This is a genomic window from Streptomyces sp. NPDC017202 (assembly GCF_044331705.1).
GTDB lineage: Bacteria > Actinomycetota > Actinomycetes > Streptomycetales > Streptomycetaceae > Streptomyces.
Window position 1 is genome coordinate 16,786 of sequence record NZ_JBIRNP010000038.1, and the last position, 11,364, is coordinate 28,149.

Genomic DNA, 11,364 nt, shown 5'->3' on the forward strand with positions numbered 1-11,364 from the left:
AAGCGGCCCACCCTCCGTCCGCCGTACGGGCCAGGGGCGGCGGCGCCGGTGGGCCGGCAGCACCCGTTGCTCGCCTGTTCATTCCGACGGCCGCCGCGGCTGCGCAGGAGACGGGCCGGCTCCGTGGGTCCGTCGTACCGAGGCGGTCGTGGAAGGCTCGGAGCGTCAGCCCCGGAGCGTAGTCACCTGTTCTTCTGGTCCTGTCGATGCCGGCCTGCCTCGACGGCCCTGACCACCACCCGGGCCGCGAGCCCGACGAGCAGGATCCCGCCGATGATCTGGATCATCGTCATGACGCGTGCCGTCTCGGTGCGCGCGGTGATGTCGCCGAAGCCGACGGTGCTGGTCACGGTGAGCGCGAAGTACAGGGCGTCGGTACGGGTGAGGGGCTCGGTGAAGCTGCCGGGCGTGGCCCGCTCCAGGATGTCCGGTGGCGGACAGGCGACGCGTCGTCTGTCGGGCATCCGGCGCGAGTTCTCCGGACCGCCGGCCGCGGCACGGGAGACGAGCACGTCGGGGAACCCCGGCCGCTCCGCCCCGCAGCCTCCGGGTCACCGCAGCACCGGCCGCCGGCGACCGGCTGTCACCCCCTCCGGGTGAGGCGGTACGCGGCGGACCCGCCTCTCATGGGAGGTGCACCACACCACGCCCAGGAAGGAAACGTGAACCATGGCCCAGAAAGAGACAGGCGCCGAAGGTGTCGCCGCCCTCGCCGAAGCGGACGCCCCCGTATTCGAGACGCTCGTCCAGATGACCCTCGACACGTTCGAACGTTCCGGGCTGGACCAGGAGACGTACCTGCTGGCACGCATCGCCGCCCTGGTGGCCATGGATGCCTCCGCGCCCTCCTATCTCCTCAACATCGGCACCGCCGCGGAAGCCGGCGTGTCGCTGGAGAAGGTCCAGGGAACGCTCGTGGCGATCGCCCCCGTGGTGGGAAGCGCCCGGGTGGTGTCCGCGGCCCGCAGCATCGGCGAAGCCTTCGGGATCGACATCAGCACCGAGGACCAGTAGCGGCAGGGCGACCGGGACCGCCCGCTCTTCGGACGGGACGCACGGGCGGTCCGCGGGGCCCCGCCGGGGCCCTGGCGGACGACACCCAGAGGAGAAGCAATGAGCAGCAGCGTGAACCTGGCCTACGACTTTCCCGTTCTGGGGGCCTTCTGGTCGATCATGTGGTTCTTCCTGTGGATCATGTGGTTCGTCCTGCTCTTCCGCGTCGTCGTCGACATCTTCCGTGACGACGACCTGAGCGGATGGGCCAAGACCGGATGGCTCCTCTTCACGATCGTCCTCCCCTTCCTGGGCGTCTTCGTCTACGTCATCGCCCGGGGCAAGGACATGGGCAAGCGCGAACAGCGCCACGTCCGGGCCCAGCAGGAGCAGACGCAGCGGTACATCCGCAAGACCGTCGGCAGCGCGGGCACCAGCGAGGTGGACGAGCTCGCCAAGCTCTCCGAGATCCGCGCCAGGGGCGACATCACCGACGAGGAGTACCGCCGGGCCAAGGAGAAGGTCCTCCACTGACCCGCACGTGCCCGTACGGACGGCAGGACAGCGTGGGTGCCGCCCCGGGCCGGTCAACCGCCACCCGCGGCCTGCGTGAGGAGGCACCGGTGCCCGAGTCCGCGGGGCGCCGCAGGCCCGGCCCCCTCGACCGGTCCGAGAGGTGACACCCGAAGTCCGGACGATTCCAGGAAGCGTCCGAGCCGTCCGCGCCCGACAGCCGACGCACGCCGATCCGAAGCCTGTGACGCGCGTCCGCGGCCCTGCCGGTCCCTGCGTGCCCGCCGAGGGCGGAGCGGACCGTCCGTATCCGGAGCACAAGACGATCACCTCCTGGCGGGACCCGACCGGTTGTACGCACCACCACCCGGCGCGCTCGGGGTCCCGCTCCCGTACCCGGAGCCGTCGGCCGGGATGCGACACGGTTCCCCCCGTTGGATGGTGGAGGCATGAACCATCACCATCAGTCCCGAGGGACGATCGAGATCAATCGTCGGCTCGTCACGACCGGTGTCGTACTCACCGCGGCCGGTGCCGTGGCGGCATGGGTCGGCATGGCCATCGCGGCATCCGCCGTGTTCGCAGCAGGGCGGCGTCTGGTCCGCGAGATGGACGTGCCCCCGTCCCAGCAGGCGGCCCTGAAGCTGCGGCAGGCCAAGGAGGCGTCCCGGGCAGGCATGCAGGCGTGGCGGTCCACGTCCGACACCCAGAACTGATCATTTGCCCGCCAGGTCCGACGAAGCCGCCCCGGTACCCGCGGCACCGCCCTCGCGTCGGAGGCCTTCGGCCGCAACCGCCTCCGGGCCTCGGGGCATGCCACCTTGTCGCAGCCGGGGCTTGAGCTCGATGGCGTGAATACTCCAAGCGACGGAAGTCATGAAACATGATCTCCCCAGCAGCCCGACAGACACCAGAACCTCAGTCTGCGGCCGTCGCGCGCCTGCCCGAGGACGCCGCGCGGCTGGGCGGCGAGGTCGTGTTCGAGCCGGGCGGTCACGGCTGTCTGCGGGTGCTGCCGGACCAGGACGCCGTGCTGCCCGCACCCGCGGACGGCACGCAGTTGGTGCTCGGTCCGCACGTCGCGCACGACCCGCACCGGCTCACCCTCGACGGCTACGTGCTACGCATCCGCTGCGACACCGACGCTGCCGGGCGCCGCGCCATGATCGGAAGCCAACTGCACGGCCGCACCCAGTGGTTCGGCCGTGCCGAATGCCGTCCGAGGCCGTGAGGGCTGTCCACGCCCGCGGTTGAGGAGGTCCGCCGCCTGCGCAGCAGCAGCTCCGGTGCCGCCTTCCCGCACCGCGCCATGCCGGCCCGCTCCCATGTCGCGATATCAGCTGACCGGGGCATACCGGTGCTCGGCGCCCTCCTTGCCCAGCGGTCTTCTTCGCGCTGTCCAGATCCGCCCACATCAACACACCTGACGTTCCCTCATTGAGGGAACTGGCCCCGAACGGGAAAGACTCATAGCCGCCGGGCCACGCTGACCCGCGCGTCCTCACCCCTCATTGCCCGCGGCCGGCGGTCATCGATGACACCCGCCGCTTCCCGGCAGGCGTCACAGGCGCTCTCCCGCTCCGGCAGCCACCAGTGGTCGGACGGCGACATGCCGGCTTCCTGGACTCCGCACAGCGTTGTGTCGAAGATGCCGAAGGCGTGGGAGACATCGGCAGGAAGGCCGTCCGCGACGGCCCTCTCCCAGCGGATCTCCACGGGCAAGTACGGCGGCCGCAGGACCTCGAACCACTCGCCACCCACATGGGTGACGGCATGGCACCACGAACAGGACCAGACTCCCTCTTGCCACGCAGTCGGCGACACCGGCCACCGCCACATCACCCCTCCACACACATCGCACTCCACGGGCGGATCCTCACGCACCTCTGCGCGTGGCCCCATTCCTCCGGCACCGCGCGACTTGCCAAACACCCCCGACAGGACAAGACGATCTTCAGGGGCGGGGTTCCAGCACCTCCAGGGCGCCGGTCTCGGTGTCGTAGCTGCGCAGGGTGGTGAGCCGGGCCGACAGCGGCGGCGCGGGGAGCAGTTCGGGGACCCGCCGGCCGGCGAACGCACCAGGGCGTCGGGTCCGGCCGAGGGTGACGTGCGGGCTCCAGCGCCCCGGTGCGTGGAAGGGGTTGAGGGTCTGGGGCGGGCTGTCCGAGGCCACCGCCTCCCACACCCGGTGGTGCAGAGCGGCCAGCGCCGCGTCGCAGTCCAGCGCCCAGGCCAGCACCGAGGTGGGCCGCTCGAAACGGACCACGCCGGTGAAGCGCACCGGCAGCGGCAGGGCGGCGGCCACCTCGGCGAGCTCCCAGCGGATCGGGGCGGTCAGCTCCGGGCAGGCGGCCAGGGTCAGGTGCGGACTGTTCGTGGGTGAGTGGTGGCGCGCCTGACTGGGCAGCCCCGCATCCGCCAGCCTCTTCCAGGCCTCCCGGACCGCCAGTTCTGCCGCCTCGTCCAACAGAAGCTCGACCGTGCGCACCGCCGCAGCCTACCGGCGACCACCCCGCGGGTTCCGCCGCTCCGTCGGCCGGGCCGTCCGGCAGTACGCGATGAGGAGCGCTTTGACGACGTGGAACGGGCGTGCCAGAAGCTGGGATTCGTCGGCTTCGGCCCCTTGCGCGCGCAGAGCCGTGCCGGGCGCGCCGGCTGCCGGGGAGAGCAGCCCTTTCCAGCCCGGCGATGGGGGGCGCGGGCCAGGCCTTCGTGTTCCCGCTTTCCATTTCGCGCCGACGTACCGAAGTGCCGTCTGATACTGATCAGGCTGCAGCCGGACGGCGACGCCACAAAGCATCGGCACCCAGCCGATTTCCGTGTGCCGGGCCGACTGAGGCTTCCTCAACGAAATGATCTCGTGAGGTGAATCGAACCGGTGGATCTCGCGTCGCGATGAGTCCTGCGGCGTCCGGCGGTCGTACTGTCGAAACCGTTACCGAGGAGGAATTCTGATGCGCAGCGTGACGTATTCGATGGGCGTCTCACTGGACGGCTACGTCGTCGGGCCGGACGGCGGCTTCGACTGGACGCCGCCCGACGAGGAGGTCTTTCGCTTCGCCACCGACGAGGTGCGAGAGGCCGGTGTCCACCTGTTGGGACGACGGCTGTACGAGACGATGCTGTACTGGGAGAGCGCCGACCAGAATCCATCGCTCGACTTCTCCACGCTCGAGTTTGCCGCGGTCTGGAAGGCGCTGCCCAAGGTGGTGTTCTCGACCACGCTGTCGGCGGTGCAGGGCAATGCCCGCCTGGCCTCGGGCGGGCTGGCGGAGGAGATCGGGCGATGGCGGGCCGAGCCGGGGGACGGCAACATCGCGATCGGCGGTGCGACTCTCGCCGCCGAGGCGGCCGCGTCGGGTCTGATCGACGAGTACCGGGCCAGGGTCTACCCGGTGCTGGTCGGCGGCGGCATTCCGTTCTTTCCCCAGCACGAGCGCCGGGTGGATCTCGAACTGGTCGAGACCCGCACCTTCAGCTCAAGAGTCGTCTACCTCCGCTACCGCGTGGCACATTAGCCGTCTGATCCGCCGGCCCCTGGTTCGAAGAGTTCCTGGCCTGGCAGGCATCCCGCGACGATCAGTGACGGGCGGGCTCATGTCCATGGACGCTCGGCGAGGCCGGCTTCGGGCTTTGTTCACGAGTTTCAGCTCTGGTCCACTTCCTGTGGTGCGGTCACACGCTGTACTCACTCAACCCGGCTGCTGAGATGATCGCCTCCTATTTCAAGTTGGCGGGAGTTGGGTCTGTCATGAGCGAATGGTCGCTGGAGGTGCTTGAGGTCCTGGAGGCTTCGGGGTGGACGGCTGGCAGGCGCGTCGACACGGCTGGCTGGCGGTCCATGTTCGAAGGAGTCGGCGTCCGCATGCACGATGCTGCGGAGGTGTTTCTCCAGGAGTTCGGGGGGGCTGACCGTCAGCATCGGTGGCCCGGGAATCAACCGCGCCCGCGAGCCATTCGAACTGGATCCTGAGCTGGCGTGGGGAGAGGATGACCGGTTCTCCGAGTGGAGCGACGCCTTGGGGAGAGAGCTCTTCCCGCTCGGTGAGCTCGATCACGGCCGATTCTTTCTCGGTATCGATGAGCGCAGCGAGATCTACCTGGTCGCGGGCTGGGTCGCTAGTTTCGGGGCAATGCCGCACGCCCTTGGGAATCTGATCCTCGGAGTGAGGCCCCGCAGGATCGACGAGGGACACAGGTAGCCGAATCAGGCCTGGTGACAGCTCACTTGGCGAGCAGAACGCGTTTGCGGAGGAGCTCGAATCCCGCACGGCCGAGCATCTGCCGCTTCAGCGGCTTGATCCGGTTCACGTGGCCTTCAACAACGCCTGAGGTCCAGGGATGGGAGAGGCCGGCAGTGACAGCGGCCAGGTCGCGTTCGAGGTGCCGGGCGAACCGCTGAAGGCTGGGGAGATCGGTGGCAGTCACGGACTCGATCCAGTCCGACAGCCGTTCGCCTCGCAGTCGCGTGAGCATGTTCGCGAAGGCACGGGCATGGCTGGCAAGGCTTTGGAGGCCGGAGCAGCCGGCCGGTACTGCCTTGAGCTGAAGCCGGTCACTCTCGGCCAGAGCGTCGGGGTGGGTGAGGATCCAGCGGCTGACCGCACGGGCGGATGGCGGCCGGGGCCCGATCTGCTGGGGCTTGCCGTGTAGGTTCCGGCTGACGTAGGCGCGAACGTTGCCGTAGCCGTCTGGGTAGCCCTGTGCCTTGATCTCCCCCCACAGTTTCCAGGCGTTGGTGCAGCCTTCCTGCCATCGCTGGTCGAGATAGGGCTTGTAGGCGTCGAGCTTGGTGGGGCGACATTGCCACTGGCCGGTGAACAGCCGCTTCGGCTCGGTGGCGCGGGAGAATCGGAGAACGGTGTTGAGGCCCATGCCGAGCTGCCGGGCGATGGACCGCTTGCTGTGGCCGGCGGCCAGCAGGGCGTGGACGGTGGATGCTTGGCACGGGTGCGCTCGGCGAACCGGTGGCCTGTTGGCCACGGCGAGGACGCGGGCGACTCCGGCGCCTGGTGCGGCTCTTCTGGTGGCTCAGGCGCAGGCAGGCGCGGTGCCGGTAGCCACACTTCTCGGCGGTCTCGCCGAGGTTGCGCCAGAGGTGCCATCTGTCAGCGACCTGGAGGGCTTGCGGGGCGCCGCGGGTGGCGCCTTCGGCGTATCGGACAATTGTGTCAGCCACCTCGACTGACTCCACCGACGCGTTCTCCACCGACCAGAACAGCAGCTCACCCAGCTGCGTCCGTACTTCGTTCACGGCGTAGCACTGTCAGCCCCACCACTCGCGAGCGGGGCGATTTTCGAGCGGCATCGACCGCCCTTGCACGATGGTCAACAGTCACGCTGCGTACGCGACCACAAGAAGTGGACCAGAGCCCAAACTCACGAACAAAGCCAGAGCGCGTCGTGCAGCCGGTGCAGCTGGCCCTCGCGCGCGGCCAGGTGGGAGATCTGGGCGCGCAGCAGTTCGGGGTCGGCGAAGGAGTCGGCGCCGTCCTCGGTGGTGGCGCGCTGGGCGGTCAGGTCCTCGATGGTGTCTTGGGCGGTGGTCGAGGCGCGGCGCCAGGCGGCGGCCGGGCCGCTGACGGTCAGGGAGCGGGCGGGGCGGGGAAGGCGTCCAGGAGGTGCTGTGCTTCTTCGCCGCGACCGGAATGGGCGGCGGCGGTGTAGGCGCGGACCGTGGCGTGGGCCTGGGCCAGGTGAGCGGCGCGCTGCTCGTCGAGAGCGTCGGCGACGGCGTCCGGGGTGTGGCCGTCTGCGTGCCGGTAAAGCCGACAGTACGGCAGTGGTATGCACGGTCAACGACTGTCCGCTCTGCAGGGAGCCATCACCCTCGACGTCGATCGCGTGCGTCAGCAGCGTCATGTCGCTGAGGGCCTCATCGGGAGCGGAACCAGCTGCCCGCAACGGGGCCAGGGGCTGTGCGTCCTCCATTCGCCCGGAACGGTTCGGTGCGTGTTTCTCCCATGGTTCGTAACGGGCCTGGTGGGGGCTCGTCCGGGTGCCCTGGCGGTGCCGGTCGGGTGGAGAACCGTCTCACCGCGCCCGGCAGGTCAACGCCAGACCGATGACGGCCCGCACCGGGGGTTGTCCCCCGTTCTGCTCTTGGGGTTCGCCGGATCGCGTCCCCGTCGGGGCGAAACTAGCGTTCGGCCATGACCTCGACTTTACGAAAGCACCTCGCCACGGCAATCGGTGTCGCTGTGCTGCTCGCCGCAGAGGCGGGCACGGCCATCGCCCGGCCTGCCGGCCCCTCCCCCGTGGAACAGTTGGGCCAGGACGTCGCAGCGATCCACGCCCTCGGTGTCAGCGGTGTGCAGGCCCGCGTCATGGGGCCTGACGGTCGGCAGTCGGTCGCCACCAGCGGCACCGCAGACCTGACCACCGGCCGCCCGGTCTCTTCCGGCGGCTACTTCCGCATGGCCAGCACGTCCAAGACACTGGTCGCCACCGTGGTCCTCCAACTGGAGGCCGAGGGCAGGCTGTCCCTGGACGACACGGTCGAGCGATGGCTGCCCGAAGTGGTGCGGGGCAACGGTAACGACGGCACCCGAATCTCCGTCCGCCAACTGCTCCAGCACACCAGCGGCATCCGCGACGACCTGCCCGGATACACCACGCCGAAGGAGTACTACCAGCAGCGCCACGACGTCTACGAACCCAAGCAGCTGGTCGACCTCGCCATGGCCCACGAGCCGGAGGACTTCCTGCCCGGGGAGGGCTGGGCTTACTCCAATACCGGCTACGTACTGCTCGGCATGATCATCCAGAAGGCCACCGGTCACCCCGCCCACCACGAGATCGAAAACCGCATCCTGCGCCCGCTCGGCCTCGACCAGACCCGGTGGATGGGCACCTCGCCCACCCTGCCGCGGCCCCGTTCCCAGGCCTACCAGCTCTTCGGCCCCGGCTCCCGGGTGGACGTCACCGACCAGGTACCGGTGGACTACGAGAACCTTTCGTGGGTCACGACCACGCGGGACGAGAACCGTATCCTCCGCGCGCTGCTCGACGGCCGTCTGCTACCGGCACGGCAGCTGGCCAAGATGAAGCAGACCGTCCCCGTGAGCGCGGAGGTCCAAAAGCTGTGGCCCGACGGCCGATACGGACTGGGCCTGGTCGAACGCCCCCTGAGCTGCGGAGGAACCTACTGGGGCCACGAAGGCGGGGACGGCGGCTACATCACCCTCAACGGCGTCACCGACGACGGCAGGCGAAGCGCCGTGATCTCCATGTCCGAGGCACGCGGCGACACCCCGCAGCACGTAATGGAGCAGGAGAACGCGGCCGGCGCCCTGATCGACCACGCGCTGTGCGCCGGGGGCCGCCCCAGAACCCGGTGAGCGGACGCGTCGTCGCGGTGAGCTCGGCGCGACGCTCGCCGGTCCCGCAGATGGACGTTGCGCACCACCTCGCCCCAGGTCCCTTGGAGAACTGCTGTCACCATTTCGATCCGCCCGAAATCGCCCAACGACCCCGTGCACGGTGAACGTTCGGGCACGCCGGCGCAGCCTGCCGTCAGGAGACGAGGCTGTGGCCGGCACGGATGCGATCGAGGGAGGCCGTCGATCCTTGTCGTGTGCGAGGTCGTCAGTCACTGACCTGGGATGCGTGATGCCGTCATGGTGGCCGGTGTCGGAGGCCGGTGCCGGTGCCGGTGCCGGTGAGGCACCCATCGAGGGCGTCGGGGCGGTACTGGAGCCGGCGGAGGACGCTCCGGGCAGCGGTGATCCGCGACTGTCCCACGCCCACGCCCACGCCCACGCCCTCGAGGACGGCTGGGTGCAACTGTCCTTCGCCGACACCCACCCCCAGGAACACCCCCCGGCCGCCCGGCCGAGGCGCCGCCCGGTGCGGAGACCTGCACCGTCCTGACAGCGGTGGCGCCGACAGCGCACCGCCAGCTCATCCTCGTCCCACCGCCGCCCGTGACCTAGGTCTTTCGTTTGGATCAGGCCGGGCTCGCGGGGTCCGGTGCCTGATCCCGACGAAAGACCCTCGGCGCCGCCCTGTACAGCTCGCCGGCCGACACGGCCCTGGCCGACTGCCTGGGCCAGGAGCTCACGGACCGGGCTGCATCCCGCGGCTGGACGCCCAGCAGCGTCTTTCGGGCCCGCTCCGGTCCGCGGCTGCTGCCGACGGTGCAGGACACCCCGGTGCGCCCGGCCAGGACCAGGCCTGACACCTCCCAGTTTTCTGGGATGGCGGCCTCCCCCGCCGCTCCTTAGGTTGGCATCCGGCTCCGGACACGGCACGGGGGACCCCGGAGCACCGCGCGAATGCGCCTTCGGCCGTTGCCCGGCCGGGATTCGTCGCGCCCCCTTGGAGATGCGAGGAAGCAGATTCATGCATGTTCGCTCAATGCTCAGGGGTGCGTTGCCCCTGATCGCTCTGATCATCGCCTTCCTGTTCTCGACCGTGGCGAGCGCCGTTCCGGCCGCATCCGCGGCGGTCGGCGGGGTGGCACCGGTTGCCGCTCGGGGAGACGGCCTGATCGCCTTGAGGCTCGGCGGCCTGGTGGCGGCGGATCTGGAGGAGGACTCCATGACCGGGGACGGCGACGAAGTGCGCGTCCTGGTCAATGGCCACCGGGTGTGGCCGTGGAACGACGGCGCCTTCGACATCTCCCACTCCGGGACCTGCGTCAGGTTCGTCGAAGCGTGGGTCGACAGCAACGGCACGTGCGGGCAGCCGTACGGGGTCAACGGCGGGGGCTACGAGCAGTTGTACTTCAAGGCCGGGGAGTCGGTCACCGTCCGGATCGAGGAGGACGACCTCGCAGGGGACGACGATCTCGGCACCGCGACGGTCACCGCCGACGGCACCCGCCAGGTGTTCACCGCCGCCCGCAACGACGGACAGTGGCCGAACACGGTCTCGTACAGCACCACCGCGGTCCTCGAACCCGTGACGGGGGTCGGGGTGTGGAACACCAACAGCAGTAAATGCCTGGAGATCAGGGAATCCTCCGACGTGAACGGCGCCATCGCCCAGCAATGGGGCTGTGTCGGCCAGGACGGCGCCCGATGGGTCTTCGAGCGGACCGGCCCCGGCATGCTCATCCGGCGGGAGAGCAACGGCAAGTGCCTGGAGATCGACAACTCCAAGGATGACAACGGAGCAAGGGCTCAGCAGTGGGACTGCAAAGGCCAGGACGGGACATTCTGGAAGATCGTGTCCGTGCACTACGAGGGGCTGTACCTCGTCAACGAGAGCGGGAAGTGCCTTGAGGTGCAGAACTCCTCCAAGGACGACGGCGCTCGAATCCAGCAGTGGGACTGCGTGGGGCAGCCCGGTGCCGTCTGGCAGAGGCTATGACGGCTGATGGGCTCGCGCACGGCAGGCAGTGAGGCGTCGAGGACAGCGGCGGGGCTCGGTGTTTGCGTCTGCCGTGCCGACGTCAGGTCCGCGGTCCGCTGACGGGACAACAGGCCGACGACGGCCCGGACGATGTCGCTCACGTGCTCGCGGCGGCCGAGACGGCGGGCCAGGGCACGCCGGTTCTTCGTGTGCGCGATGCCGTGCTCGCCCCGGATGCGTCGTGAGGAGCGCGCTGTGCGCTGCCGCCCGCGCGTCTCCTCGTAGCAGTCCGGAGCGTTCTCGAACTTGCGATGCGCGGGTGTGACCACACGTCCGCCGGTCCGGGCGCCCAGGCCCTGGTAGCCGGCATCGGCGAGGATCTCCACTGCCGGGCCGTCGGCCAGGGGCTTGACCAGCCCTGACCGGCGGGCGTGGGTGATGTCCGCGCGGCACGCGCGAAGCGCTGGGGCGTGTCTGACAATTCGCGTCGGATCAGTGCGCGGCGTCTGGTGCGGTGCATCGCAAGGCGGAGGATCGCCCGTGTACTGGATGTACTCGGGT

Annotated in this window: 14 protein-coding genes; 10 read left to right on the forward strand and 4 right to left on the reverse strand. The window is 69.6% G+C overall.

All coding sequences use genetic code 11. The annotated features are described in order from the left end of the window. Window positions 1–182 precede the first annotated feature (182 nt). Window positions 183–464, reverse strand: coding sequence for a potassium channel family protein (locus ACH4N1_RS34370; protein WP_398104365.1), 282 nt, complete (start codon window positions 462–464; stop codon window positions 183–185). 205 nt (window positions 465–669) lie between these two features. Between ACH4N1_RS34370 and ACH4N1_RS34375 the strand changes: the two genes are divergently transcribed. The 4 genes from ACH4N1_RS34375 to ACH4N1_RS34390 all read left to right on the forward strand — a co-directional run bounded on the left by ACH4N1_RS34375 (window position 670) and on the right by ACH4N1_RS34390 (window position 2,737). Next, window positions 670–1,014 (forward strand): carboxymuconolactone decarboxylase family protein, encoded by a 345-nt coding sequence (locus ACH4N1_RS34375; protein ID WP_398104367.1) that lies wholly within the window; start codon window positions 670–672, stop codon window positions 1,012–1,014. Between the two features lie 99 nt (window positions 1,015–1,113). Next, the gene (locus ACH4N1_RS34380; RefSeq protein ID WP_398104369.1) at window positions 1,114–1,527 is read left to right on the forward strand and encodes an SHOCT domain-containing protein; all 414 of its coding nucleotides are present in this window, start codon (window positions 1,114–1,116) and stop codon (window positions 1,525–1,527) included. 428 nt (window positions 1,528–1,955) lie between these two features. Further along, window positions 1,956–2,222 (forward strand): hypothetical protein, encoded by a 267-nt coding sequence (locus tag ACH4N1_RS34385; protein WP_398104371.1) that lies wholly within the window; start codon window positions 1,956–1,958, stop codon window positions 2,220–2,222. A 167-nt stretch (window positions 2,223–2,389) separates the two neighbouring features. Further along, window positions 2,390–2,737 (forward strand): hypothetical protein, encoded by a 348-nt coding sequence (locus tag ACH4N1_RS34390; RefSeq protein ID WP_398104373.1) that lies wholly within the window; start codon window positions 2,390–2,392, stop codon window positions 2,735–2,737. A gap of 236 nt (window positions 2,738–2,973) precedes the next feature. On the opposite strand, the gene ACH4N1_RS34395 is transcribed toward ACH4N1_RS34390, so the two are convergent. Together ACH4N1_RS34395 and ACH4N1_RS34400 are read right to left on the reverse strand one after the other, a co-directional pair. Beyond that, window positions 2,974–3,267, reverse strand: a complete 294-nt coding sequence (locus tag ACH4N1_RS34395) for a hypothetical protein (protein WP_398104375.1) — start codon at window positions 3,265–3,267, stop codon at window positions 2,974–2,976. A 193-nt stretch (window positions 3,268–3,460) separates the two neighbouring features. After that, on the reverse strand, window positions 3,461–3,994 hold the full coding sequence (locus ACH4N1_RS34400; protein WP_398104376.1) for a 2'-5' RNA ligase family protein: 534 nt from the start codon (window positions 3,992–3,994) through the stop codon (window positions 3,461–3,463). Between the two features lie 466 nt (window positions 3,995–4,460). Between ACH4N1_RS34400 and ACH4N1_RS34405 the strand changes: the two genes are divergently transcribed. The 3 genes from ACH4N1_RS34405 (at window position 4,461) to ACH4N1_RS34415 (ending at window position 5,708) form a co-directional block, all read left to right on the forward strand. Further along, window positions 4,461–5,024, forward strand: a complete 564-nt coding sequence (locus ACH4N1_RS34405; protein ID WP_398104377.1) for a dihydrofolate reductase family protein — start codon at window positions 4,461–4,463, stop codon at window positions 5,022–5,024. Window positions 5,025–5,257: 233 nt separating this feature from the next. After that, a complete protein-coding gene (locus ACH4N1_RS34410) occupies window positions 5,258–5,479 on the forward strand; it encodes an SUKH-3 domain-containing protein (RefSeq protein WP_398104378.1) in 222 nt (73 codons plus the stop codon). Continuing rightward, entirely contained in the window at window positions 5,379–5,708 is a 330-nt protein-coding gene (locus tag ACH4N1_RS34415; protein WP_398104379.1) for an SUKH-3 domain-containing protein, read from the forward strand. The genes ACH4N1_RS34410 and ACH4N1_RS34415 overlap by 101 nt, the downstream gene beginning before the upstream one ends. 22 nt (window positions 5,709–5,730) lie before the next feature. On the opposite strand, the gene ACH4N1_RS34420 is transcribed toward ACH4N1_RS34415, so the two are convergent. After that, window positions 5,731–6,489 carry a transposase gene (locus ACH4N1_RS34420; RefSeq protein ID WP_398104380.1) on the reverse strand — a complete coding sequence of 253 codons (759 nt, stop codon included), beginning with the start codon at window positions 6,487–6,489 and terminating at the stop codon, window positions 5,731–5,733. Between the two features lie 1,169 nt (window positions 6,490–7,658). Here ACH4N1_RS34420 and ACH4N1_RS34425 point away from each other — a divergent pair. The 3 genes from ACH4N1_RS34425 to ACH4N1_RS34435 all read left to right on the forward strand — a co-directional run bounded on the left by ACH4N1_RS34425 (window position 7,659) and on the right by ACH4N1_RS34435 (window position 10,821). Continuing rightward, on the forward strand, window positions 7,659–8,846 hold the full coding sequence (locus tag ACH4N1_RS34425) for a serine hydrolase domain-containing protein (RefSeq protein WP_398104381.1): 1,188 nt from the start codon (window positions 7,659–7,661) through the stop codon (window positions 8,844–8,846). A gap of 271 nt (window positions 8,847–9,117) precedes the next feature. Further along, the gene (locus ACH4N1_RS34430; protein WP_398104382.1) at window positions 9,118–9,378 is read left to right on the forward strand and encodes a hypothetical protein; all 261 of its coding nucleotides are present in this window, start codon (window positions 9,118–9,120) and stop codon (window positions 9,376–9,378) included. Window positions 9,379–9,849: 471 nt separating this feature from the next. After that, entirely contained in the window at window positions 9,850–10,821 is a 972-nt protein-coding gene (locus ACH4N1_RS34435; protein WP_398104384.1) for an RICIN domain-containing protein, read from the forward strand. Window positions 10,822–11,364 lie beyond the last annotated feature (543 nt).